General features: G+C 65.6%; 22 protein-coding genes. 14 read left to right on the top strand and 8 right to left on the bottom strand.

Going from position 1 to position 23,747, the window contains the following annotated elements; all coding sequences use genetic code 11:
* Positions 1-110 precede the first annotated feature (110 nt).
* From E1832_RS05105 to E1832_RS05130, 6 genes are all read left to right on the top strand, one after another.
* A complete protein-coding gene (locus tag E1832_RS05105) occupies positions 111-431 on the top strand; it encodes a hypothetical protein (RefSeq protein WP_133358657.1) in 321 nt (106 codons plus the stop codon).
* A 25-nt stretch (positions 432-456) separates the two neighbouring features.
* Positions 457-1,911, top strand: a complete 1,455-nt coding sequence (hydA, locus tag E1832_RS05110; protein WP_133358658.1) for a dihydropyrimidinase — start codon at positions 457-459, stop codon at positions 1,909-1,911.
* Positions 1,912-1,970: 59 nt separating this feature from the next.
* A complete protein-coding gene (locus E1832_RS05115) occupies positions 1,971-2,795 on the top strand; it encodes an ABC transporter ATP-binding protein (RefSeq protein WP_133358659.1) in 825 nt (274 codons plus the stop codon).
* Positions 2,796-2,843: 48 nt separating this feature from the next.
* The gene (locus E1832_RS05120; RefSeq protein ID WP_133358660.1) at positions 2,844-3,758 is read left to right on the top strand and encodes an ABC transporter permease; all 915 of its coding nucleotides are present in this window, start codon (positions 2,844-2,846) and stop codon (positions 3,756-3,758) included.
* The gene (locus tag E1832_RS05125; protein WP_133358661.1) at positions 3,758-4,603 is read left to right on the top strand and encodes an ABC transporter permease; all 846 of its coding nucleotides are present in this window, start codon (positions 3,758-3,760) and stop codon (positions 4,601-4,603) included. The genes E1832_RS05120 and E1832_RS05125 overlap by 1 nt, the downstream gene beginning before the upstream one ends.
* An 83-nt stretch (positions 4,604-4,686) precedes the next feature.
* A complete protein-coding gene (locus E1832_RS05130) occupies positions 4,687-5,676 on the top strand; it encodes an ABC transporter substrate-binding protein (protein ID WP_133358662.1) in 990 nt (329 codons plus the stop codon).
* Positions 5,677-6,012: 336 nt separating this feature from the next.
* On the opposite strand, the gene E1832_RS05135 is transcribed toward E1832_RS05130, so the two are convergent.
* Positions 6,013-6,768, bottom strand: coding sequence for a DsbA family protein (locus E1832_RS05135; RefSeq protein ID WP_133358663.1), 756 nt, complete (start codon positions 6,766-6,768; stop codon positions 6,013-6,015).
* Positions 6,768-8,126, bottom strand: coding sequence for a M48 family metalloprotease (locus tag E1832_RS05140; RefSeq protein WP_245513838.1), 1,359 nt, complete (start codon positions 8,124-8,126; stop codon positions 6,768-6,770). The genes E1832_RS05135 and E1832_RS05140 overlap by 1 nt, the downstream gene beginning before the upstream one ends.
* 22 nt (positions 8,127-8,148) lie before the next feature.
* On the opposite strand from E1832_RS05140, the gene E1832_RS05145 reads away from it, so the two are divergent.
* The 7 genes from E1832_RS05145 to E1832_RS05175 all read left to right on the top strand — a co-directional run bounded on the left by E1832_RS05145 (position 8,149) and on the right by E1832_RS05175 (position 17,764).
* Positions 8,149-9,294: a pyridoxal phosphate-dependent aminotransferase gene (locus E1832_RS05145; protein ID WP_133358725.1), complete on the top strand. Its 1,146-nt coding sequence runs from the start codon at positions 8,149-8,151 to the stop codon at positions 9,292-9,294.
* A gap of 197 nt (positions 9,295-9,491) precedes the next feature.
* Entirely contained in the window at positions 9,492-10,712 is a 1,221-nt protein-coding gene (locus E1832_RS05150; RefSeq protein WP_425358962.1) for an N-acetylmuramoyl-L-alanine amidase, read from the top strand.
* A 9-nt stretch (positions 10,713-10,721) separates the two neighbouring features.
* The gene (locus E1832_RS05155; protein ID WP_133358665.1) at positions 10,722-11,348 is read left to right on the top strand and encodes a sulfotransferase; all 627 of its coding nucleotides are present in this window, start codon (positions 10,722-10,724) and stop codon (positions 11,346-11,348) included.
* A 171-nt stretch (positions 11,349-11,519) separates the two neighbouring features.
* Positions 11,520-14,072 (top strand): penicillin-binding protein 1A, encoded by a 2,553-nt coding sequence (locus E1832_RS05160; RefSeq protein WP_133358666.1) that lies wholly within the window; start codon positions 11,520-11,522, stop codon positions 14,070-14,072.
* A 179-nt stretch (positions 14,073-14,251) separates the two neighbouring features.
* Complete coding sequence (gene prfB / locus E1832_RS05165) at positions 14,252-15,376, top strand: peptide chain release factor 2 (protein ID WP_133358667.1); 1,125 nt, start codon at positions 14,252-14,254, stop codon at positions 15,374-15,376.
* A gap of 138 nt (positions 15,377-15,514) precedes the next feature.
* Positions 15,515-16,921 (top strand): amidase, encoded by a 1,407-nt coding sequence (locus tag E1832_RS05170; RefSeq protein WP_133358668.1) that lies wholly within the window; start codon positions 15,515-15,517, stop codon positions 16,919-16,921.
* A gap of 42 nt (positions 16,922-16,963) precedes the next feature.
* On the top strand, positions 16,964-17,764 hold the full coding sequence (locus tag E1832_RS05175) for a DUF2189 domain-containing protein (RefSeq protein WP_133358669.1): 801 nt from the start codon (positions 16,964-16,966) through the stop codon (positions 17,762-17,764).
* A gap of 70 nt (positions 17,765-17,834) precedes the next feature.
* Here E1832_RS05175 and E1832_RS05180 read toward each other — a convergent pair whose 3' ends face one another.
* The 3 genes from E1832_RS05180 to E1832_RS05190 all read right to left on the bottom strand — a co-directional run bounded on the left by E1832_RS05180 (position 17,835) and on the right by E1832_RS05190 (position 20,115).
* Positions 17,835-18,050 carry a hypothetical protein gene (locus E1832_RS05180; RefSeq protein ID WP_133358670.1) on the bottom strand — a complete coding sequence of 72 codons (216 nt, stop codon included), beginning with the start codon at positions 18,048-18,050 and terminating at the stop codon, positions 17,835-17,837.
* The gene (locus E1832_RS05185) at positions 18,047-19,207 is read right to left on the bottom strand and encodes an aromatic ring-hydroxylating oxygenase subunit alpha (protein WP_133358671.1); all 1,161 of its coding nucleotides are present in this window, start codon (positions 19,205-19,207) and stop codon (positions 18,047-18,049) included. Before E1832_RS05185 ends, E1832_RS05180 begins: the two co-directional genes overlap by 4 nt.
* A 110-nt stretch (positions 19,208-19,317) precedes the next feature.
* Entirely contained in the window at positions 19,318-20,115 is a 798-nt protein-coding gene (locus E1832_RS05190; protein WP_206021003.1) for a helix-turn-helix domain-containing protein, read from the bottom strand.
* Positions 20,116-20,472: 357 nt separating this feature from the next.
* Here E1832_RS05190 and E1832_RS05195 point away from each other — a divergent pair, with 357 nt between their 5' ends.
* Positions 20,473-20,709, top strand: coding sequence for a hypothetical protein (locus E1832_RS05195; protein ID WP_206021004.1), 237 nt, complete (start codon positions 20,473-20,475; stop codon positions 20,707-20,709).
* Between the two features lie 3 nt (positions 20,710-20,712).
* Here E1832_RS05195 and ilvN read toward each other — a convergent pair whose 3' ends face one another.
* Genes ilvN through E1832_RS05210 form a run of 3 tightly spaced genes read right to left on the bottom strand, consistent with a single transcriptional unit; the run spans position 20,713 to position 23,462 of the window.
* Positions 20,713-21,273: an acetolactate synthase small subunit gene (gene ilvN / locus E1832_RS05200; protein ID WP_133358674.1), complete on the bottom strand. Its 561-nt coding sequence runs from the start codon at positions 21,271-21,273 to the stop codon at positions 20,713-20,715.
* 7 nt (positions 21,274-21,280) lie between these two features.
* The gene (locus E1832_RS05205) at positions 21,281-21,670 is read right to left on the bottom strand and encodes a hypothetical protein (RefSeq protein WP_133358675.1); all 390 of its coding nucleotides are present in this window, start codon (positions 21,668-21,670) and stop codon (positions 21,281-21,283) included.
* A 40-nt stretch (positions 21,671-21,710) separates the two neighbouring features.
* Positions 21,711-23,462, bottom strand: a complete 1,752-nt coding sequence (locus E1832_RS05210) for an acetolactate synthase 3 large subunit (RefSeq protein WP_133358676.1) — start codon at positions 23,460-23,462, stop codon at positions 21,711-21,713.
* Positions 23,463-23,747: the final 285 nt, after the last annotated feature.

Genomic DNA, 23,747 nt, shown 5'->3' on the forward strand with positions numbered 1-23,747 from the left:
GGGATCGTGGAGTGAGCCGGGCGGTTCGGGGGCTCTGCCCCCGACGCCTGCGGCGGCTCCCCCGGAATATTTGAGGCCAGAAAAAGGGGCGGGCGCCCGGGAAAATGGCGATGAGCAAGGCGGACCCAGCGGTACGGAGACAGATCGAGGCGCTGATCGCCGTTGAGATCGCCGCCTATCCGGTGGGCGATCGGGCCGGGCGGATGACCGTCGAGGCGTTCAAGGCGAACCTGCGCGAGCCGCGTCCGGTGACGGTGAACTTCTCCGGCGGGATCACCCAGAAATGCTGGTCGGTGACGCGCGGGGATGGCTGTTACCGGGTGATCTACCTGCCGAGCGCAGGGTATTTCTCGCTCTGCGTCGAGAGCGATTTCGGACCGCTGGACATCGGCGTGCATGGGGATGCGATCGGGTGTTACGCCTCGGTCTGACAAGAACAGAAAAGGGAGTATGAAGATGAGCAAAGTGATCAAGAACGGCACCATCGTGACCGCCGATCTGACCTATAAGGCGGATGTGCTGATCGAGGATGGGGTGATCACCGAGATCGGCCAGGGCCTGAAGGGCGATGAGGTGCTGGACGCGACCGGCTGTTACGTGATGCCGGGCGGGATCGATCCGCATACCCATCTTGAGATGCCGTTCATGGGCACCTATTCCAGTGACGATTTCGAGAGCGGCACCCGTGCCGGTCTTGCCGGGGGCACCACGATGGTGGTGGATTTCGCCCTGCCCAATCCGGGCGAGAGCCTGCTGGACGCGCTGAAGCGCTGGGACAACAAGTCGACCCGCGCCAATTGCGACTATTCCTTTCACATGGCGGTGACCTGGTGGGGCGAGCAGGTCTTTGACGACATGAAGACCGTGATCGAGACCCGCGGCATCAACACCTTCAAGCATTTCCTGGCCTACAAGGGCGCGCTGATGGTAAACGATGACGAGCTTTACGCCAGCTTCAACCGCCTGGCCGAGCTGGGCGGCATCGCCATGGTGCATGCCGAGAACGGCGACGTGGTGGCCGAACTCAGCGCCAAACTGCTGGCCGAGGGCAATACCGGCCCCGAGGCGCATGCCTATTCCCGCCCGCCGCAGGTCGAGGGCGAGGCGACCAACCGCGCCATCATGATCGCCGATATGGCCGGGGTGCCGCTTTATGTGGTGCATACCAGTTGCGAGGAAAGCCATGAGGCGATCCGGCGGGCCAAGATGGCCGGCAAGCGGGTCTGGGGCGAGCCGCTGATCCAGCATCTGACGCTGGACGAATCTGAGTATTTCAATGCCGACTGGGATCATGCCGCGCGCCGGGTGATGAGCCCGCCGTTCCGCAACAAGAGCCATCAGGACAGCCTGTGGGCCGGGCTGCAATCGGGCACGTTGTCCGTGGTGGCGACCGACCATTGCGCCTTTACCACCGATCAGAAACGCTATGGGGTGGGCGATTTCACCAAGATCCCCAACGGCACCGGGGGGCTTGAGGACCGGATGCCGATGCTGTGGACCTATGGGGTGGCGACCGGGCGGCTGACGATGAATGAATTTGTCGCCGTAACCTCAACCAATATCGCGAAAATCCTGAACTGCTATCCGAAGAAGGGCGCGGTTCTGGTGGGCGCCGACGCCGATCTCGTGGTGTGGGATCCGGAGAAGGAAAAGACCATTTCGGCCACCTCGCAGCAATCGGCGATCGACTATAACGTGTTCGAGGGCAAGAAGGTGAAGGGGCTGCCGCGCTTTACCCTGACCCGCGGCCAGGTCGCCGTGCATGACGGCGAGATCCGCACCCAGGAGGGCCACGGCAAGTTCGTCGAGCGCGAGCCGAACATGGTGGTGAACAAGGCGCTGAGCACCTGGAAGGAGCTGACAGCGCCGCGCCCGGTCGAGCGCAGCGGAATTCCGGCGACGGGTGTGTAATCCGGGGGCGGGCCGTCCCATCAGGCGGCCCGAAACTCCCATCTTATCAAGGCGATATAATGAATAACGAAACAATGAACCAGACCGCCGCCGCCCGGGATGCCGCACAACCCGTTGTCGAGGCGCGCGGGCTCGACCTGACGTTCCAGACCAATGACGGGCCGGTGCAGGCGCTGAAAGATGTCAACCTGACCATCGACAAGGGCGATTTCGTCAGCTTCATCGGTCCGTCGGGCTGCGGCAAGACGACGTTTCTGCGGGTGATGGCGGCGCTGGAGCAGCCGACCGGCGGCACCATCACGGTGAACGGGATGACGCCGGACGAGGCGCGGCGCAACCGCGCCTATGGCTATGTGTTCCAGGCCGCCGGGCTTTACCCCTGGCGGACCATCGCCAAGAACATCAGGCTGCCGCTGGAGATCATGGGCTACAGCCGCGCCAGGCAGGAAGAGCGGGTGAAGGATGTCCTGCAGCTGGTCGATCTGGAAGGCTTTGGAGAAAAATACCCCTGGCAGTTGTCGGGCGGGATGCAGCAGCGGGCCAGCATTGCCCGCGCGCTGGCCTTCGACGCCGACATCCTGCTGATGGACGAACCGTTCGGCGCGCTGGACGAGATCGTGCGCGACCATCTGAACGAGCAGCTGTTGCAGCTCTGGGCGCGGACCAACAAGACCATCGGCTTTGTCACCCACTCGATCCCCGAGGCGGTGTATCTCTCGACCAGGATCGTGGTGATGAGCCCGCGTCCGGGCCGGATCACCGACGTGATCGAAAGCCCGCTGCCGAAAGAGCGGCCGCTGGAGATCCGCGACACGCCGGAATTCATCGAGATCGCGCACCGGGTGCGCGAAGGGCTGCGGGCGGGGCATTCCTATGACGATTGATCGGATGCGAACCCCGTGGTGCGGCGCAGCGAGCCGGGGAGGGGTGTGATGAGATCGCTTCTGGCCGTGCTGACCGTGGTCGCCGCCATCGTCGTTCTGTGGTACGCCGCCTGCGCGCCGATGAACATCAAGGGCGTGCTGACCGAACTGGAACGAGGCGGCGCGCAGGTGGTGCCCGAGGGCGCCCCGGCGCGGCGCGACATGAGCGCCTTTGGCCTGGTGGCAGGCAACAGTTTTGCCATTCCCGCCACCTGGGCGCAGGAGCGGCCACGGCTGCCGGCGCCGCATCAGGTGGTGACCGAGCTGTGGAACACCACGGTGATGAAGAAGATCACCTCGAAACGCAGCCTGGTCTATCACGGCTGGGTGACGCTGAGCGCGACGCTGCTGGGGTTCGCCATCGGCACCGGGCTGGGCATTCTGCTGGCGGTCGGCATCGTCCATTCGCGGGTGATGGACATGTCGGTGATGCCCTGGGCCATCGTCAGCCAGACCATCCCGATCATTGCGCTGGCGCCGATGATCATCGTGGTGCTCTACTCGGTGGGGGTGCAGGGGATCCTGCCCAAGGCGATCATCTCGGCCTATCTGAGTTTCTTTCCGGTCGTGGTCGGCATGGTCAAGGGGCTGCGCAGCCCCGACGCGATGCAGCTCGATCTGCTGAAGACCTATAACGCGAACACGAACCAGGGGTTCTGGAAGCTGCGGCTGCCGGCCTCGATGCCCTATCTCTTTGCCTCGCTCAAGATCGGCATCGCCGCCTCGCTGGTGGGCGCGATCGTGGGCGAACTGCCGACCGGGGCGGTGGCCGGCCTGGGCGCGCGGCTGCTGGCGGGCAGCTATTACGGGCAGACGGTGCAGATCTGGTCGGCGCTGTTCGGCGCGGCGATCCTGGCCGGGCTGCTGGTGGGGCTGCTGGGCCTGATCGAGCGCGCCACGCTCAAACGGATGGGGATGTCGTGATGACCTTGGTTGTTCTGGCTTTCGTTCTTTGGGCGTTCGGCATCTGGGTGAACATGCGGCTGGCCAGCGGTCCGGCGGCGCGGACCCGTGCGGGCAAGCTGGCGGTGCCGGTGATCTTCGGCGTCACCATTCTGGTGATGTGGGAACTGCTGGTGCGGGGACTGGGGGTGTCGATGGTGATCCTGCCGGCGCCCACGTTGATCGCGGCGCGCTTTGCCACCAGCCTGCCGACGCTCTGGGCCGATTTCGCGCAGACCTTCGTCAAGGGGGCGCTGTCGGGCTATGTCATGGGCTGCGGCGCGGCGGTGCTGACGGCGGTGCTGATCGACCGCAGCGATTTCCTGCGGCGCGGGCTGTTGCCGGTGGGCAATTTCGTCGCCGCCCTGCCGATTGTCGGCACCGCGCCGATCCTGGTGATGTGGTTCGGCTTCGACTGGCAGTCCAAGGCGGCGGTGGTTGTCGTCATGGTGTTCTTTCCGATGCTGGTGAACACGGTGGCGGGGCTGACGCAGACCAGTGCGATGCAGCGCGATCTGATGCGGACCTATGCGGCCGGCTACTGGCAGAGTTTTTTCAAGCTGCGGCTGCCGGCGGCGATGCCGTTCATCTTCAACGGGCTCAAGATTTCCTCGACGCTGGCGCTGATCGGGGCCATCGTGGCCGAGTTCTTCGGCTCGCCCACCCTGGGCATGGGATTCCGCATTTCGACCAGCGTCGGGCAGCTGTCGCTGGACATGGTCTGGGCCGAGATCGTGGTCGCGGCGCTGGCCGGAACCGCCTTCTACGGGGCGGTGGCGATGATCGAGAAGGCGGTGACCTTCTGGCATCCGTCACAACGGAGCTGACAGGATAGCAAAGAAGACCCCGGGCAACGGGGCGCGAAAAAGAATGAAGATCAGGAACGAAGTTCAACAAGGAGAGTAAGACGATGAAAAAGCTACTTGGTGGGGCGCTGGCCGCCCTCGCACTGACTGCCACCGGGGCACTGGCCGCCGATGCGGTCAAGCTGCAGCTCAAATGGGTCACCCAGGCCCAGTTCGCGGGCTACTATGTGGCGCAGGACAAGGGGTTCTACGGCGAAGAGGATCTGGACGTGACGATCCTGCCGGGCGGCCCCGACATCGCACCGACCCAGGTGATCGCCGGCGGCGGCGCCGACGTGATGATCGACTGGATGCCCTCGGCGCTGGCGGCGCGCGAAAAGGGGCTGCCGCTGGTGAACATCGCCCAGCCCTACAAGAGCTCGGGCATGATGCTGACCTGCTGGAAGGATGCCGGCATCGAGAAACCGATGGACCTGGTCAACCGGACGCTGGGCGTGTGGTTCTTCGGCAATGAGTTTCCGTTCATGAGCTGGATGAGCCATCTGGGCATTTCCACCGACGGCAAGAGCGAAACCGGCGTCGAGGTGCTCAAGCAGGGCTTCAACGTCGATCCGCTGCTGCAGCGTCAGGCCGACTGCATCTCGACCATGACCTACAACGAATACTGGCAGGTGATCGACGCGGGCGTCAGCCCCGATGAGCTGATCACCTTCAAGTACGAGGATCAGGGCGTCGCGACGCTGGAGGATGGTCTGTACGTTCTGGAAGAGAATCTGGCCGATCCGGCATTCACCGACAAGATGGTGCGCTTTGTGCGGGCCTCGATGAAGGGCTGGAAGTACGCGGAAGAGAACCCCGACGAGGCGGCGATGATCGTTCTGGACAATGACGCCAGCGGCGCCCAGACCGAAAAGCACCAGAAGCGGATGATGGGCGAGGTCGCCAAGCTGACCGCAGGCTCGAACGGCGCGCTGGACCCGGCCGACTACGAGCGCACGGTGCAGACGCTGCTGAACGGTGGCTCGGACCCGGTGATCACCAAGACGCCCGAGGGCGCCTGGACCCACGCGATCACCGACAAGGCGCTGAACTAAGAGCTTGGGGGAGTGTCGCGGGCCGGCCAACGGCCCGCCCCCTTGTGCGCCCGTCCCGGGAAACCGGGGCGGGCGTTTTGTGTCGCGCGGCAGGACAGCGGCCGCACTGCCCGAGAGATCGCCCGCGAGGGCGATGCTTGCGCAACTGCGGCGCCCAGAGGCACGCCCGATGTGGCAGCGGCCAAAGGCAACGCTTGCACGGCGAAGCGGCGCCTGCCCGCGAGCGGGCGCTGTCCCGTGCCGGGCCTTGAACCGAGCCTGCGGGATGGGCATTGAGGATTGAAAAAGCGCGCCGCCGGAGCGACGCGCCTGTCCGTTCCTTCCGGGGCGCTGCCTTTAGTTGGCGTCGCGCTTTTCCGCCACGATCGCCACCATCTGATCGACCGGCAGATAGCCGCGCAGCATCTCGTCCTGCAGCACGAAGGTGGGGGTGCCGGAGATCCGCAGCGCCTGAGCCAGGGCGCGGGTCTTGGCAATTTCACTGGTCACCTCGTCGCTGTCCATGCGGGCCAGGATCGCATCGGCGTCCAGCCCCAGCCCCTCGGCCAGGCGGCGCAGCACAACCTCGCTCGGGTCGCCCTGAAGCTCCATCAGCGCGTCGTGCACCTGGCCGTAGGCGTCGTCGCCGGCCACCTGTTTGGTCGCCACGGCAAAGCGCGAAGAAACCATCGAAGCGTCGCCCAGGATCGGGAATTCCTTGACGATAAAGCGGATATTGCCGTCCTGCTCCAGCAGCTGGGCGATTTCCGGCACCGCCTTGCGGCAATAGCCGCAGCGGTAATCCATGAACTCCACCAGCGTGATGTCGCCGTCGGGATTGCCGCCGACCCAGGAAAAGCCGTCGTTGAAGATGGCGTCGGCATTGGTCTGGATCATGTCCAGGTCGGCCTGGGCCTCGGCATTGGCCTGCCGCTCCTCGAGGAGCTGGACCGCCTCAAGGATGACCTCGGGGTTGTCCATCAGGTAGGAGCGCACCTCGTCGCGGAAGGCGGCGCGCTCGGTCTCGGTCATCTGGGTCAGGTCGAACGCCTGGGCCGGGCCGGCCAGAAGGGCGAGCGCGGTCAGAGCCGGGGCGGCAAATCGGATCATCATCAGTTCCTTGTTTGGTGTTTTTCAGAAGCAGACAGCACATCTTGGGCGCGTTGCCAAGGTGGCGAACCGCGCGGCAGCCGGATCACGGCGCGGCGGGCGTGGATGCCGGCGTCCGCCAGTTGACCCGCCAGCGCATAGCGCTCGGCGGTCAGCAGCGCGGCCATGCCGGGCTGGTTGTCGCGGGCATAGGCGAGCGCCAGGTCGCGCAGCACCCTTGCATCGCGGAAATCGCGGGCACGCGCCTTTTCCAGCGTGTCCAGCCCGGCTTTGAGCTGGCCGTCGGCCAGTTGCGCGCGGCCCAGCCCGCCAAGGATCAACGCATCGCGCGGTGCCAGGTCCACCGCCTTTTCACAGGCGGCAGCGGCCTCGGACCAACGGCGGTTCTCCATCAGGATCTGGCCCTTGAGATCGTAATAATAGGGATCCTCCGGGCGCAGGGCGATCGCGGCGTCGATCCGGGCCAGCGCCCGGGCGCGGTCGGCCTGGCGGTGCCAGGCGACCGCCTCGCGCATCAGGCGGATGTCGCGATGCGCCTCCTCCGGCGCGCGGCGCAGGGTCCAGGCCGGCGCGCGGGCAAAGGCCGACAGCTTGCCGCGGACCCGGGCGAACCAGTAGTCGTGGTTCGGATCGGGCGGGATCCGGTCGCCCTGGGCCGCGACATAATCCTCGGCGGCGCGGATGCGGTCGCGGGTCAGCGGGTGCGAGCGCATGTAGGGATCCTGATTGGCGAGGCTGAGCAGTTCCTGCCCCTCGAAGGCGTGGTGCAGTTCCAGCAGCCCGCGCGGGTCGATGCCCGACCAGGCCAGAAAGCTGGCCGCCGAGCGGTCGGCCGAGGCCTCTTCGGCGCGGGTGTGCGACAGGAACGTGCGGTAGGCCGCGCTCTGGGTGCCGATGGCGATGCCGCCGGCCGCCTGGCCGCCGCCCGCCGCCGCCGCGATGATTCCCAGCACCGCGCCGAGGCCCGCCGCGTTGCGGGCGCTGTGCAGGTTGCCGATGCGCCGGGCGATATGGCCGTTGGCGATATGGGCGGCCTCATGGGCGATCACGGCCTGCAACATGCGGGCGCTTCCGACCTTTTCGATCAGGCCGGAATGCAGAAAGATGGTGTTGTGATCGACGACGAAGGCGTTGAAACTGCTGTCCTCGACCACCAGCACCCGCACCCGCGCGGCGTTCAGCCCGGCGGCGCGCAGGATCGGAAAGGCAAGTTCGGTCAACCCGTGTTCGATGTCGGCGTCGCGCAGCAGCGTCAGCGCGGCGGCGGGCCGGGCCATGATCCCCCCGATCAACGTGCCGATCAGCGCGCAGATCGTCAGGGCCGGGATTGACGCCAGCCGGGAGAAACGGTCAATAGCCATGCCACAACCATGGGAGCTGATCATGCGAAACTCAACCCGATCCCGGGTCGATCCCTTCATTGTGATGGACGTTATGGAGGCCGCCCGCAAGGCCGAGGAGGCTGGCCGCCACATCATCCACATGGAGGTGGGCCAGCCCAGCACCGGCGCGCCGAAGGCGGCGACAGAGGCGCTGAAGACCGCACTGGATCAGGACGCCTTGGGCTATACCGTGGCGCTGGGGCTGCCGGCGCTGCGCCAGCGGATCGCGCGGCTTTATGGCGAGTGGTACGATGTCGATCTGAACCCGGAGCGGGTGGTGATCACGCCGGGCTCTTCCGGCGGCTTCATCCTGGCCTTTACCGCGCTGTTCGACACCGGCGACAGGGTGGGGATCGGCGCGCCCGGATACCCGTCCTACCGGCAGATCCTGAAGGCGCTGGGGATGGTGCCGGTGGACCTGCCCACCGCGCCTGAACACCGTTATCAGCCGGTGGCGGAGGATTTCGCGGGGATGGATCTGGCCGGGCTGATGGTGGCCTCGCCGGCCAACCCGACCGGCACCATGCTGGACCGCGATGCGCTCGGCGCGCTGATCGGGGCGGCGCAGGGGCAGGGGGCCGCGTTCATCAGCGACGAGATCTATCACGGGCTGGAATACGAGAAGAAGGCGGTGACGGCGCTGGAGATCAGCGACGACGTCTATGTGATCAACTCCTTCTCCAAGTATTTCTCGATGACCGGCTGGCGTGTCGGCTGGCTGGTGGTGCCCGAGGATCACGTGCGGGTGCTGGAGCGGATCGCGCAGAACATGTTCATCTGCGCCCCCCATGCCAGCCAGGTGGCGGCGCTGGCGGCGATGGACTGCGACGACGAGCTGCAGGCCAATCTCGAGGTCTACCGCCGCAACCGGGCGCTGATGCTCGAGGGGCTTCCGAAAGCGGGATTCGACCGGATCGCGCCGCCGGACGGGGCGTTCTATGTCTATGCCGATGTGTCGGATCTGACCGGGGACAGCCGCGCCTTTGCCGCCGAGATCCTGGACAAGGCCGGGGTGGCGGTGACGCCGGGGCTGGATTTCGATCCCGCGCGCGGGGCGACGACGCTGCGGTTCTCCTATGCCCGTTCGACGGCGGATATCGAAGAGGGGCTGGCGCGGCTGGCGCGGTTCATGACAGAGCGCGGCTAGGGCGAGAGCCGCGCATCCTGTTTCCCCGCCCGCCCCCGGTTCGATCAGAGGCCGGCATGGCGGGGCGGGCGCCCCGATCCTTGCCTGTCATGCCTTCGGAAATCCGACATTTCCAAGCCCGGTCCGCTGGGCTATCCTGCGCGCAAGCGGCCCGGGACGAGGCCGCGGGACCGAGAGGATGGCGGGCGGTGCGTGTGATTGGCAGGGTTTTGACGATTTTGGCCGCGATGTGGTGCCTGGCGGGGACGGCGTCCGCGCAGGAGTTTTCCGGGCGCGCGCGCATCGACGTGGGCCAGAGCCGGATCACCGAGGCAGGCCGCCGCGATGTCTTCGTCGATCTGCATCTCAGCCAGGGGGTGCCCTACCGGCTGTTCACGCTCGACGCACCGCCGCGGCTGGTGCTGGATTTCCAGGAGGTGGACTGGAGCGGGCTGAGGTCCGGCGATTTCCTGCGGACCGACCGCATCCGGCAGGTGCAGTTCGGCGCCTATGTGCCGGGCTGGTCGCGCATGGTGCTGGAACTGGCCGCTCCGATGGCGGTGGCGCGTGCGGGGCTGGAGATCGACCCGGAGACCTCGGCGGCGCATCTGTCGCTGCACCTCAGGCCGGTGTCGGCCGAGGCCTTTGCGGCGGCGGCCGGCCCGCCCTATGATCCGCGCTGGGATCTGCCCGAGCCGGCGCCCCTGCCGGACCCGGCGGTCCGGGATCCGGACGCGCCGCTGGTGGTGGCGATCGATCCCGGTCATGGCGGCATCGATCCGGGGGCCGAGGTGGGCAGCGCCACCGAAAAGGATCTGATGCTGACGCTGGCGCGCGAGCTGCGCGAGGTGTTGCTGCGCTCGGGCGGGTTCGAGGTGGTGATGACCCGCGACGACGACCGCTTTGTGTCGCTGGAGCGGCGGGTGGCGCTGGCGCATCTGGCCGGCGCCGAGGTGTTCCTGTCGCTGCATGCGGATTCGCTGTCCGAGGGGCTCGCCCATGGCGCCACGGTCTATGTGCTGGCCAGGGATGCCTCGGACACCGCCAGCGCGCTGCTGGCCGAACGGCATGACCGGGCCAACCTGTTGTCGGGCGTGGATCTGAGCGCGGCGGACGACCAGGTGACCGACATCATGCTCGACCTCGCCCGGCAGGAGACCCGGCCGCGCACCGAGGCGCTGGCCAGCGCGCTGATCTCGGGGATGACCAACATGGGCGGGCCGATGAACCGGCGGCCGAAACGCTCGGCGGCGTTCTCGGTGCTCAAGGCGGCCGACATCCCCTCGGTTCTGATCGAGGTCGGGTTTCTGTCCAGTCCGCGCGATCTGCGCAATCTGGAGAATCCGGTCTGGCGCGCCGGTATCGCCAGCGGCATCCGCAACGGGCTGCAGAACTGGCGCAAGACGGACCGGGCGCGGCGTCCGCTGGTGCGGCAATAGGGGGCGGGAATGGAACGGTTGCGGGTCGTCAATCTGGGTCTGCCGAAATCGGGCACCACGACGCTGGGCCTGGCGCTGGGACATGCCGGGCTCAGGGTGGCGGACTGGCGAATCCGCAAGGGCCAGACGCAGAACCGGGACATTCTGTTCGGCTTTGTCGGCGATCATATCTACAAGGGCTATTATCAGACCGGCGATCCGCTGGCGCTGCTGGATGAATTCGACGCGGTGACCGAGATGAGCGTGGCCTCAAAGGGGCTGTCGCTGTGGCCGCAGACCGACTGGGGGCTGCTCGACGCGATCCGGCGGCATCATCCGGGGGTGAAATTCCTGCTGAGCCACCGGGAGCCGGAGGCGCTGGTCAAATCCATGCTAGGCTGGTCCAACCTGGGCAAATCGCGGCTGCCGCAGCAGAACGTGCCGGGCCTGCCGTCGGGATACGGGAAGACGCCGGAGGAGTTGCTGCGCTGGATCGAGGGGCATTATGCCTTTTGCCGCAGGGTGTTCGCGGGCGATCCCGGTTTTCTGGAATACGATCTGGCCGATCCGGACGCGCCGCAGCGGATCGGCGCCTTTCTGGGGCTGGAGCTGCCCTGGTGGGGCCGTGCGAACGAGAAGGGCTCTGCCGAGGGGTAGGTGGGGCAGGCGGGCTGTCGGCCCGCTGTGCTTGACCCTGTCGCTTTGATGCCCGATAGCGGGCGCGTGTGCGGCGCCTGGCGCCGGACCGGCATCAATCTGCCGGTATCCGTTTTGACCCGCGCGCCCTGTCTCCCTATATAAGGGGACCGCGCGAGAAAAGGCTTTGCAGTGCTTCGGTTCATCTTCTCTTTCTTCGGGGCGATCTTCAGCCTGATCACGCTGGGCATCTTCATGGTGGCCCTGTCCATCGGCGGCGTGTTCTGGATGTATGCGCGCGACCTGCCCAGCCATGAGGCGCTGGCGCAGTACCGCCCGCCAACCATCAGCCGGATCTATTCCGGTGAGGGGCAGCTGATCGACGAATTCGCTCAGGAGCGTCGGCTTTTCACCCCCTCGGACGAGATCCCCGAACTGATCAAGCAGGCCTTTATCTCGGCCGAGGACAAGAACTTCTATCAGCACAAGGGTTATGACCTACGCGGCATCGCGGCGGCGGCGATCGAGGCGATTCGCTCGCGGGGGCAGAACGTGCGCGGCGCCTCGACCATCACCCAGCAGGTGATGAAGAACTTTCTGCTGTCCGGCGACCGCAAGATCGAGCGCAAGATCAAGGAAATCATCCTGGCCGCGCGGCTGGAGCAGACGCTGGACAAGGAGCGGATCCTCGAACTCTATCTCAACGAGATTTTCCTGGGCCAGAACTCCTATGGCGTGACGGCGGCGGCGCAGACCTATTTCAACAAGACGCTGTCGGACCTGACGCCGCATGAGGCGGCCTTCCTTGCCTCGATGCCCAAGGCGCCCTCGGATTTCCATCCGGTGCGCAACAAGACGCGGCTGCGCCAGCGCCGCGACTATGTGCTGCGCGAGATGAAAGAGAACGGCTATATCACCCAGGCGGTGTACGAGCATGAGGTGGCGCTGCCGCTGCGCTCGGTGCAGAACGGCGATTTCGAGGGCTTCCGCACCGCGCTGCCGCCGCGCGACTATTTCACCGACGAGATCCGCCGCCAGCTGACCGAGGATTTCGGCGAGGGAGAGTTCTTTACCGGCGGTTTCACCGTGCGCGCCACCGTCGACCGCGAAATGCAGGTCGAGGCGGCAAGGTCGCTGCGCGAGGAACTGGAGAAATACGACCGGGGACGCGGCGTGTGGCATGGCGCGATCGCAACGATTCCGGCCGACAAGCTGACCAGCGAGGAGAGCTGGCGCGCCGCGCTGGCCGAGATCGAGGTGCCGCGCGATGTGGTGCTGCCCGACCAGTGGTATCCGGCGGTGGTGCTGGAGGTCGGCAAGACCGACGCCCGCATCGGCATCGAGGGCGTGGACGAGGACGAAGACGGGCACTGGATTCCGGCCAAGGACGTGCAATGGGCGCGCAAGAAGCTGGAGAGCGGCAAGCTGAGCGGCAAGGCAAAGACGGCCGGCGATCTGCTGGCGGTTGGCGACGTGGTGCTGGTGCGCCGGATGACCGCCGACAAGGACGGCGCCTTTCTCCGCTGGAGCCTGCGGCAGGTGCCCGAGGTGCAGGGCGGTTTCATGGCGATGGACGTCAACACCGGCCGTGTGATCGCCATGCAGGGCGGCTTTTCCTATCAGGATTCGGTGTTCAACCGGGCCACCCAGGCGATGCGCCAGCCCGGCTCGTCGTTCAAACCCTTTGTCTATGCGGCGGCGCTCGACAGCGGCTATTCGCCCGCCACCATCGTGGTCGACGCGCCGATCGAGATCGATACGCCGCAGGGGCTGTGGCGGCCGCGCAATTCCTCGAACAAGTTCTACGGGCCGACGCCGCTGCGCACCGGGATCGAGATGAGCCGGAACCTGATGACCATCCGTCTGGCGCAGGAGGTCGGCATGCCGGTCGTGGCCAGCTATGCCGAACGCTTTGGCGTCTACGACGAGATGGGCCCCTACCTGGCCAACTCGCTGGGCTCGGAGGAGACCACGCTGTACCGGATGGTTGCGGCCTATGCGATGTTCGCCAACGGTGGCGAGCGGGTCGAGCCGACGTTGGTCGACCGCATTCAGGACCGGTTCGGCAAGACCATCTATCGTCACGACCGCCGCGCCTGCGCCGATTGCGACGTGGCCGATCTGCCGCCCGGACAGCCGCCGCGCATCGTCTCGAACCGGCGCCGGGTGATGGATGCGATCACCGCTTATCAGCTCACCTCGATGATGCGCGGCGTGGTCGAGCGCGGCACCGCCAGCGGCGCGGTCAACCTGCCGGTGCCCACCGCCGGCAAGACCGGCACCACCAACGAGGCGCGCGATGTCTGGTTCATCGGCTTTACCAGCAATATCGTCGCCGGCTGCTACATTGGTTACGACCGGCCGCGGCCGCTGGGGCGGGGGGCCTATGGCGCCTCGATGTGCGGCCCGGTGTTCCAGTCGTTCATGGAAAAGGCGGTCAAGAAATACGGTGGCGGTCCGTTCGAGGTGCCGCCGGGCGGCCACTTCATCAAGATCGACCGCTATACCGGTGCCCGGCTGCCCGATGATGCCAGCGGGCAATATGTGGCGGCCGAATATTTCCGCGACGGCGAAGAGCCGATCTTTGGGCTGACCTATGACGGCGGTTTTGCCATGGGCTCGAACCTGCCGCTGTTCGAGGAGGTGACCGGGGGCGGACGTCAGGTGATCACCTCGTCCGGTGGCACCGCGACGGTCGGGCCCAAGGCGAATTTCGGCACGGTAACCTCGGGCGGGCTCTACTGAGGCCCGGCGATTTGGCGCTCCCGTCCCTGGACCTCGCAGCGGGTCCGGGGGCATAGCCGGACCGCGCCGAGGGGCTGGCGCCCTGCGGCGACCGCGGGTTTTCGCCTGCGCCACCTTGCCCGCCCTTCGGGGCTGGTCTATCACGCTCACTCAATTCACGCAGTATCGCAGGATCCCCCATGCGCGCCGAGACGCAGAACACCGTTGCCGAGATCGAGAAATCGCTGGACCTGTTGGCCCAGCGGATGAACCATGAGACCGCGCAGCACCGGCTGGAGGAGTTCAACGCAAGGGTCGAGGACCCCAACCTGTGGAACGACCCGGAGGCGGCGCAGAAGCTGATGCGCGAGCGGCAGATGCTGGTCGACGCGCTGGAGACCTATGACACCATCAAGCGCGATCTGAACGACAATGTCGAGCTGATCGAACTGGGAGAGATGGAAGAGGACGAAGAGGTCGTCGCGGAGGCGGAGGCGGCGCTGAAGACACTGCGGGACATGGCCGCGAAAAAAGAGCTTGAGGCGCTGCTGGACGGCGAGGCCGACGGCAACGACACCTTCCTTGAAATCAACGCCGGGGCCGGCGGCACCGAGGCCTGCGACTGGGCGCAGATGCTGCAGCGGATGTATGTGCGCTGGGCCGAAAAGCGCGGCTACAAGGTCGAGATGCAATCGGAGGAGGGGGGCGCCGAGGCCGGTATCAAATCCTGCGCCTACAAGATCTCGGGGCCCAATGCCTATGGCTGGCTGAAATCGGAAAGCGGCGTGCACCGGCTGGTGCGCATCTCGCCCTTCGGCAAGGGGACGCGCGAGACCTCGTTTGCCAGTGTCTGGGTTTATCCGGTGGTCGACGACAATATCGAGATCGAGGTGAACCCGGCGGATATCCGCATCGATACCTACCGCTCTTCGGGCGCGGGCGGCCAGCACGTGAACACCACGGACTCCGCCGTGCGGATCACCCACCATCCGACCGGGATCGTGGTGACCAGTTCCGAGAAATCGCAGCACCAGAACCGCGACATCGCCATGAAGGCGCTGAAATCGCGGCTCTATCAGCTTGAACTCGACAAGCGGAACGCCGCCATCAGCGAGGCGCATGAAAGCAAGGGCAGCGCCGGCTGGGGCAACCAGATCCGGTCTTACGTCCTGCAGCCCTATCAGATGGTCAAGGATTTGCGCACCGATTACGAGACCTCGGACACCAAGGGGGTGCTGGACGGCGATCTTGACGGGTTCATGGCCGCCACACTGGCGATGAACGCCGCCGGCAAGAGCCGCGCCGAGGCGCAGAACGGCGGCTGATCGCGCCCTGATCGGAGGCTGACGGGGTGCCGCCGGGCAAAGACGCGGCGGCGGCCAAACATTCATACAACTATATCTTTGCTTGATCCGGAGCAGGGGCTAGGCTGGGCGCAAACCCATCCATGATACAGGCCCCTCATGACCCTGACCCGACAAAGCGCCAGCCGGATTCTGGCCGATCTCGCCGCCAAACGCCTTACCGCCGAAGAGCTGATGCACGCCACGCTGGCGCGCATCAGCGAGGTCAATCCAAAGGTCAACGCCATCGTCGCGCTGCAGGACGAGGATGCGCTGATGCAGGCCGCGCGCGCCGCCGATGCGGATCCGCGCCGCGGGCCGCTGCACGGGCTGCCGATCGCGGTCAAGGATCTTGCCGATGTGGCCGGCATCCCCTCGACCAAGGGCTCGCCGCTGCTGGCCGATTTTGTCCCCAAGAGCGACGAGTTGATGGCGGCGCGGATGCGCGCGGCCGGCGCGATCTTTATCGGCAAGACCAACGTGCCGGAGTTCGGGCTGGGCTCGCATACCTTCAACCCGGTCTATGGTGCCACGATGAACCCCTATGATCCGGCGCGCACCTGCGGCGGCTCCTCGGGCGGGGCGGCGGTGGCGTTGGCCACCGGGATGCTGGCGCTGGCGGACGGGTCGGACATGATGGGCAGCCTGCGCAACCCGGCGGCCTGGAACAACGTCTACGGTTTTCGGCCCAGCTGGGGGCTGGTGCCCTCGGAGCCGGTCGGCGACACCTTTCTGCACCAGCTGTCGACGCTGGGGCCGATGGCGCGCAGCCCGCAGGATATAGCCATTCTGCTGGACGTGATCGCCGGCCCCGATCCGCGCCAGCCGCACGGGATGCGCCACGATCCCATCGCGCCGCTTGAACCGTGCGATCCCAAGGGAATGCGCATCGGCTGGCTGGGCGACTGGGGCGGCGCCTATCCGATGGAGGCGGGCGTACTGGAGTGTTGCGAGGGCGCGCTGCGCAGCCTGGAGGAGATCGGCTGCCACGTCGAGGCGCTGGCGCCGCCGTTCCCCGCCGAAAAGATCTGGGACAGCTGGATCACCCTGCGGTCCTGGCAGGTGGGGGCGGGCCTGGCCGAGGTGATGGCTCAGCCCGAACAGCGTGACAAGCTCAAGGACAGCGCCCGGTGGGAGGCCGAGCGCGGTCTGGCGCTGAGCGCGATGGAGGTGCATCGCGCCAGCGTCCTGCGCTCGGACTGGTTCCGGCGCGCCGCCGCGCTGTTCGAGGAGTACGACGCGCTGGTGCTGCCGGTGGCGCAGGTCTGGCCGTTCGATCTGAACATCCCCTATCCGACCGCGATCGCGGGCCATGCGATGGACACCTATCACCGCTGGATGGAGGTGGTGGTGCCGGTGAGCCTGCTGGGGTTGCCCAGCCTGGCGGCGCCGGCGGGCTTCGGCGCGCAGGGGCTGCCGACGGGGGTGCAGATCTTTGGTCCGCGCGGCAGCGATGCGAAACTTCTGGCGCTCGGGGCCGCCTATCACGAGGCGACGCTCTGGCCGCAGAAGGCGCCCGCCATGTAGCGGGACATATAACAAGATCCAAAGGGAGGAGGATCGAAAGGGATGGACAAGGAGTATGGGGTGCCGCCGCTGCGGCCGATGACCGGGGCTATGCTGCGGCAGGCGCTGGCCTGTGGCTGGCGGGACATGCGGCGCGCGCCGGCCTGCGGGCTGGTGTTCGCCAGCTTTTACGTACTGGCCGGCTGGGCGATGATGGCGATCACCTGGTACACCGGCACCACCTTCTGGCTGGTGCTGGCGGCGATCGGCTTTCCGCTGATCGGGCCGTTCGCGGCGGTGGGGCTATACGAGGTGTCGCATCGGCTGGAGCATGGCGAATCCTGGCGTCTGGGCGAAATCATGGGCGTCGTGGCGCATCAGAGCCGGCGGCAGTTGCCGTCGATCTGCGCCATCATCGTGGTGGTGTTCCTGTTCTGGTTCTTTCTGGGGCACATGATCTTTGCGCTGTTCCTGGGCCTGTCGACGATGACCAATATCTCTTCCTCGCTCGAGGTGTTCCTGAGCTGGAACGGGATCGAGATGCTGGGCGTGGGCACATTGGTGGGGGCGATGTTCGCGCTGCTGCTCTACATGATCACGGTGTTGGCGCTGCCGCTGCTGCTGGACCGCGAGGTGGATTTCGTCACCGCGATGATCACCAGCTTTTCCTATGTGCAGCAGAACCCGGTGCCGATGCTGGCCTGGGGCGTCCTGGTGGCGGGGCTGACCTTTGCCGCGATGGTGCCGGCGTTCCTGGGTTTGCTGGTGGTGCTGCCGTTGCTGGGACATGCCAGCTGGCACGTCTATCGCCAGGCGCGGATGGTGGGGGCCGAAGAGGCCGTGCCGTGCCCGGAGGTGGCTTGAGCACAAACGCGATGTCGCCCGATTGGCGCCCAAGGCGCCGGGCGGGCAGGGGGGATCGATCGATCCGGCCTCATTCGTCGCTCTCCCGTCCTGCCGCGACCAGCCGGGCGCGCAGGGCGGGGGCCAGCGCGTGGCCCGCCTCCAGCGCGTAGACATAGGCATGGGTAAGGTAGAAGTAGCGGGCGTCGTCCCCGGCCCTGTCCGCGGCCTCGGTATAAAGCGCCACCAGCGCGGCGTGGTCGCCCGCCGCGTGGGCGTCGAGCAGACGGGTATCCAGATCGCTCACTCCGCTGCCTTGCCGGTGGCGCGATGGGCCTCGATCCGGGCCGCGACCCAGTCGTGAAAAAGATGCGTCGGCCCGTCCATCGCCGGTGAGAACCGGCCGCCGTCGAATCCCGGAGCGCGGCGGCCCGCCTGCATCCCCTCGACCACGAAGATGTCCTCTTCGAACACGGTCTTCCACAGCGTGGCATTGGCGGCGCGCAGATCGGCGTCGGTGTCGGGCGTGGGGTAATAGAGGTGCACCCGTTCGACCGTGCGGTCGAGGGCCTCTGGCTGCAGCACGATGGCAAAGGCATGGTCCCGGTGCACGCCCAGCAGCACATTGGGAAAGACCGAGACATATTCGGCCGCGGTGTCCCATTTCGGATCGAGTCCGGCGAAATCGGGGAACCTTCGGCCATCCCCGGCGGTGAACTGACGGTAGACCTGCGTGCCCTGCCCGGAGAAATGGCCCGGCGCCTCGATATGATAATGATCCTCCAGCCGGGAATAGCTGTTGAGGCCGGGATGCACCCAGGGCAGGTGGTAGCTTTCGCAGAAGTTCTCCACCGCGAGCTTCCAGTTGCTCTGCACCTCCAGCGCGAAGGTGCTGTCCGGCCCGCCGTGGAAAAGCGGAAGATCGAAGTCGGACCAACGGGCGATCAGGTCGGCGTGGACCTCTTCGAAGGGGGGCGCCTCGCCGCTGACGTTGACCCAGACCACGTCGCGCCAGATATGGCTGCGCACTTCGACCAGGCCCAGGGTGGATTTGTCGATGCCTTCATGGGTGTTCTGCCCCGGCCCGCCCACATGCGGGGTCGAGACCAGACGCCCGTCGGTGCCATAGCACCAGGAGTGATAGGGGCAGCGGATCGCGCCCTCGATCCGGCGCGGCTCGGAGATCAGGATCATGCCGCGGTGGCGGCAGATGTTCTGGAACACCCGCACCTGGCCCTGCCGGTCGCGCAGCAGCAGCAGCGGCATGCCCAGAAAGGCGATCGGCCTGGCGTCGCCCGCCTCGGGCACCTCGGCGGCCACGGCGAGACCTGCCCACTGGCGCGCCAGCAGCGCCTGGTTCTCTTCGGCGAAGACGGTGTCGTCGGTGTAATGGGCGTTGGGCAGGCCGTTGGCCTGCGCGATGGGGCGCCGGACATCGGTGAGATCGGTTGGCCTGGCGGTCATGGCTGTCTCTCCCTGTTGCTGAGATCAGACGAGCGCGTTTTACCGGCCTGCGTCCGCCCCCGGAGCGACAGGAGTTTTCCCAAAACGACAAAAGCCGTCGCCGGATGCGCCTAGCGGAACGGCGCGTCGATCTGCAACAGGCGTTTGTGGTACGGCAGCAGGTTATCGGCGCTGTGGAACCCGGCGGTGCGCGCCGCCGCCAGCACGGTGCCCGGATCGCGGCCCAGATGTTCGTAGACCATTCGTGTGACCCGCGCCGCGGTCACGGTCTCGGGCATGGTGCGGGTGACGTAGCCGACCCAGAAATTATGCTCGAAGGAGGGAACCCGCGACAGGTAGTTGAACGAGCAGGTCATCGCATCGTGGCGCGAGATGATCAGCGATATGCCGTCCTCCTGGCGGGTGACATAGCCGCGGAATTCCCGCGCGCGGGTATCGCTGGGCAGCCCCTGATGGCGCATCGCCTCCTTGGCCTCGAACCCGCGTACGAAGGTCAGATCGTTGCTGCGGAAGATATAGACAAGTCCGACGATGAACCGCGTGCTATCGGTGAAACTGCGCCGGGAAAAACGGTAGAAGCCGCTGGGAAACATATCTTCGGGGATGCGCAGAGCGGCGCCGCCGAGAAATTCGCTCAGGAACGGGCTGTTCAGAACCTGCGCCGACTGGATGAGGGTTTCGGCAGGTTCCAGCAGGATCCGCGCATCGACACCGAAAAAGCTGCAGATCCGGTCCAGAACGTCGGGACGGGGAAAGCTTTCGCCGGACAGATACCGATTGAGCTGGGTGCGATTGATCCCGAGGCGGCGCGACAGGTCCGAGATCGAGGGATAGGCCCGGGACAGAACCCGCAGGTTGGCACCGAACATGTTCCGCAGGTCGGCGGGGGAGCGCGAGGGTTTTTGCATATCGGCGATGCCCGTCCATCTTGCGTGCGGTTAGGGGGTGGTCCGGTCAGATGACCAGCGGAAGAGTACAGTATCCGGCGTCTGGATTCTGCATCTGTGGCGGCTGGACAATTTTTGACGCTAATTGGCGTCAGGTCAATCGGAATCCGACACAAATTCGGCAAGGCCGACGCAGATTATTTCATGTCGCGGGCGCGTTGTTTTACCGCAAGATCAAGACAATGACCAAAAACGGGAGCCGGACGAAACATGTTTGGTGTTGTACTTTGGTGTGACTCACGGGTGGGCAAGGCGGTAATCTGGTGCGAGGATCACGGCGATCTTGCCTATTTTCGCCGGACCGACACGCTGGAACCGATGTCGATGGATGCCGGCGACTGGGTCCAGTTCGAGGTGACCAGCGGCTGCGAGATGCGCTATGCGCACAACCCCAGGCTGGTGGCCGAAGGGGTGTTCACGGGACTGGCGGATAATCTTAAGGGAATTCCGGCATCTGAATTGTCCGGGCGGCCGCCGGCGGCCAAAATCATCCGGTTCGTCGCGCCGGAGCCGGCCCGGCGCGGGTACGAAACCTCCGCGACGGACCGGGGTTGAGCGTCATTCGCCGCGCAGCAGCGCGGCGACGCCGGTGCGGGCAATCTCGGCCAGCCCGAGCGGGCGCATCAGATCGGCGAAGGCGTCGATCTTGTCGGGGGCGCCGGTGATCTCGAATACGAAACTTCCCAATGTGCTGTCCACGACGTTGGCGCGGAAGATGTCCGCCAGCCGCAGCGCCTCGACCCGTTTTTCACCATCGCTGACGACCTTGAGCATGGCCAGCTCGCGCTCGACCGAGGGGCCCTCGACGGTCAGGTCGTGGACCTCGTGCACGGGCACGATGCGGCCCAGCTGCGCCTTGATCTGTTCGATCACCTGCGGCGTGCCGGTGGTGACGATGGTGATGCGCGAGCGGTGGCCGGTGTGGTCCACCTCGGCCACGGTCAGGCTTTCGATGTTATAGCCGCGCCCCGAGAACAACCCGATGACGCGGGCCAGAACGCCCGGCTCGTTCTCGACCAGAACGGCCAGGGTGTGGCGTTCCTGAACGTCGGAAAAGCTGGGGCGCAGGTTGTAGGCGGAATGTTTGGTCGCGCCTTTCTTGATGTGTAGGGCAGACATGTTCAAGTTATCCTAGATAATTTTCATAGGTGGAACCGACCAGAAACCAGCCGGTAGGCCATAGAGCCAACGTCGCGAGCAACCACACGAAAAAACTGTCCCCGACTACGATGCTGATCAAAAAACCAAAGATGATAGTGGCCAGCGTGTTGGCGATGATGGTGGCAAGGGCGACGACTATTCCCGCCTTCCAAATGATCACCGCATAGAAGCCAAAGAGTACAAGAAGTGCCAACAGCCCGGTAACATTCACGAAAAGCGGCACAATTGGGCTTGTGCCAACTTTTCCCCGTGCAATGGCGCGTATCCAGCGTTGGTTCTCAAAGCGCAGCAGTGTGAAGGCGATGAGCAAAAACAAGAGGTCGTAAGGGACCAGATAGGATTCGATTTCGCTCATCGGGACATTCTCGACTTCTGCTTTTTCGTTCTTCCGTCTCTTACACCAGTGCCGCGCCCTGGGTGTCGATCACGCCCTGGGTCTCGGCCTCGCCCAGAAGCATCTCGTTATGCGCCTTGCCCGACGGGATCATCGGGAAGCAGTTTTCATGCTTTTCCACCAGGCAGTCAAAGATCACCGGCCCGTCGTAGTTGATCATTTCCATGATCGCGTCGTCCAGATCGGCGGGATCCTTGCAGATGATCCCCTTGGCGCCAAAGGCTTCGGCCAGCTTGACGAAGTCGGGCAGCGCCTCGGACCAGCTGTGCGAATAGCGCTCGCCGTGGAGCAGTTCCTGCCACTGGCGCACCATGCCGAGCCGTTCGTTGTTCAGGATGAACTGCTTGACCGGCAGGCGGAACTGCACCGCGGTGCCCATCTCCTGCATGTTCATCAGCCAGCTGGCCTCGCCCGCGACGTTGATCACCAGCGCGTCGGGATGCGCCATCTGCACGCCGATCGAGGCCGGGAAGCCATAGCCCATCGTGCCCAGCCCGCCGGAGGTCATCCAGCGGTTGGGATCCTCGAAATTCAGGAACTGCGCCGCCCACATCTGGTGCTGTCCCACCTCGGTGGTGATATAGCGGTCATGATCCTTGGTCAGCGCCTCCAGCCGTTGCAGCGCATATTGCGGCTTGATCGTCTTGTCGCTGCCGGTGAAGGCCAGGCAGTTGATCTTGCGCCAGTCGCCGATCTGGGACTGCCATTTCGAGACCGCCTCGGCGTTGGTCTTGCGGCCGCGGGCCTTCCAGACCTTGAGGATGTCCTCGAGCACATGGGCGACGTCGCCGACGATGGGAATATCGGCCTTGATCACCTTGTTGATCGAGGAGGGGTCGATGTCGATATGCGCCTTGATCGATTTCGGGCTGAAGGCGTCGATGCGGCCGGTGATCCGGTCGTCGAACCGGGAGCCGATGGCGATCATCAGGTCACAGCCGTGCATCGCCATGTTCGCCTCGTAAAGACCGTGCATCCCGAGCATGCCCAGCCAGTTCCTGCCCGAGGCCGGGTAGGCGCCGAGTCCCATCAGCGTCGAGGTGATGGGAAAGCCCGTGGCCTCCACCAGTTCGCGCAACAGCTGGCTGGCCGCCGGGCCGGAATTGATCACGCCGCCGCCGGTATAGAAAACCGGCCGCTTGGCCTTTTCAATCGCCGCGACCAGTTCGGTGATCTCCTCCAGGTCGCCCTTGACCCGCGGCTGGTAATGCGACGTCGAGGGTTTGGGCGCCGAATAGGTGCCGGCGGCGAACTGCACGTCCTTGGGAATGTCGATCAAAACCGGGCCGGGGCGGCCGGCGGTGGCCACGTGAAAGGCCTCGTGGATGGTTGCCGACAGCGCGTCGGGATCCTTCACCAGCCAGTTGTGCTTGGTGCAGGGGCGGGTGATGCCGACGGTGTCGGCCTCCTGAAAGGCGTCCGAGCCGATCAGAAAGGTGGGCACCTGTCCGGTCAGCACGACCAGCGGGATCGAATCCATCAGCGCGTCGGTCAGGCCGGTCACCGCGTTGGTGGCGCCGGGGCCGGAGGTGACCAGCACCACGCCGGGCTTGCCGGTCGAACGGGCATAGCCCTCGGCGGCATGCACCGCGCCCTGTTCGTGGCGCACCAGGATGTGGCGGATGTCGTTCTGCTGGAAGATCTCGTCATAAATCGGCAGGACTGCGCCGCCGGGGTATCCGAATACCGTGTCCACGCCCTGATCCTTCAGGGCCTGAACCACCATTTTCGCTCCGGTCATCTCACGTGTCATCTGCTTTGCTCCATCCGCGACATCGCTTGCATTCGCCAGCATAATAATTTCATCAGCGCAAAAAAAAGCCCCCGGTCGAACGAGGGCGCATGGGTCAGATTATGGTCTACCGTTACCGGCCCATGCGCGTGGTTCCTACGATTACGACTAGTGCGGCCATGGCCACAGGCTCCTTTTGCTGCGGCGCAGATTATGGGCGGGTCGCGGGGGCGTCAACCGGCAAACGTATGAAAAAGCTGCGCCCGGGGGTGGATTTTCGACATTTTATTTCGCATCACCCGGAGA

The sequence above is a fragment of the Antarcticimicrobium luteum genome (assembly GCF_004358185.1).
Taxonomy (GTDB): Bacteria; Pseudomonadota; Alphaproteobacteria; order Rhodobacterales; family Rhodobacteraceae; genus Antarcticimicrobium; species Antarcticimicrobium luteum.

Coding starts and splice junctions, on each gene's coding strand:
- E1832_RS05115 (WP_133358659.1), top strand. CDS start 1,971: ATGAATAACGAAACAATGAACCAGACCGCCGCCGCCCGGGATGCCGCA.
- E1832_RS05140 (WP_245513838.1), bottom strand. CDS start 8,126: ATGGCTATTGACCGTTTCTCCCGGCTGGCGTCAATCCCGGCCCTGACG.
- E1832_RS05205 (WP_133358675.1), bottom strand. CDS start 21,670: ATGAGCGAAATCGAATCCTATCTGGTCCCTTACGACCTCTTGTTTTTG.
- prfB (WP_133358667.1), top strand. CDS start 14,252: ATGCGCGCCGAGACGCAGAACACCGTTGCCGAGATCGAGAAATCGCTG.
- E1832_RS05210 (WP_133358676.1), bottom strand. CDS start 23,462: ATGACACGTGAGATGACCGGAGCGAAAATGGTGGTTCAGGCCCTGAAG.
- E1832_RS05170 (WP_133358668.1), top strand. CDS start 15,515: ATGACCCTGACCCGACAAAGCGCCAGCCGGATTCTGGCCGATCTCGCC.
- E1832_RS05155 (WP_133358665.1), top strand. CDS start 10,722: ATGGAACGGTTGCGGGTCGTCAATCTGGGTCTGCCGAAATCGGGCACC.
- E1832_RS05130 (WP_133358662.1), top strand. CDS start 4,687: ATGAAAAAGCTACTTGGTGGGGCGCTGGCCGCCCTCGCACTGACTGCC.
- E1832_RS05190 (WP_206021003.1), bottom strand. CDS start 20,115: ATGCAAAAACCCTCGCGCTCCCCCGCCGACCTGCGGAACATGTTCGGT.
- E1832_RS05120 (WP_133358660.1), top strand. CDS start 2,844: ATGAGATCGCTTCTGGCCGTGCTGACCGTGGTCGCCGCCATCGTCGTT.
- E1832_RS05195 (WP_206021004.1), top strand. CDS start 20,473: ATGTCGATGGATGCCGGCGACTGGGTCCAGTTCGAGGTGACCAGCGGC.
- E1832_RS05135 (WP_133358663.1), bottom strand. CDS start 6,768: ATGATGATCCGATTTGCCGCCCCGGCTCTGACCGCGCTCGCCCTTCTG.
- E1832_RS05125 (WP_133358661.1), top strand. CDS start 3,758: ATGACCTTGGTTGTTCTGGCTTTCGTTCTTTGGGCGTTCGGCATCTGG.
- E1832_RS05175 (WP_133358669.1), top strand. CDS start 16,964: ATGGACAAGGAGTATGGGGTGCCGCCGCTGCGGCCGATGACCGGGGCT.
- ilvN (WP_133358674.1), bottom strand. CDS start 21,273: ATGTCTGCCCTACACATCAAGAAAGGCGCGACCAAACATTCCGCCTAC.
- E1832_RS05105 (WP_133358657.1), top strand. CDS start 111: ATGAGCAAGGCGGACCCAGCGGTACGGAGACAGATCGAGGCGCTGATC.
- E1832_RS05145 (WP_133358725.1), top strand. CDS start 8,149: ATGCGAAACTCAACCCGATCCCGGGTCGATCCCTTCATTGTGATGGAC.
- E1832_RS05185 (WP_133358671.1), bottom strand. CDS start 19,207: ATGACCGCCAGGCCAACCGATCTCACCGATGTCCGGCGCCCCATCGCG.
- hydA (WP_133358658.1), top strand. CDS start 457: ATGAGCAAAGTGATCAAGAACGGCACCATCGTGACCGCCGATCTGACC.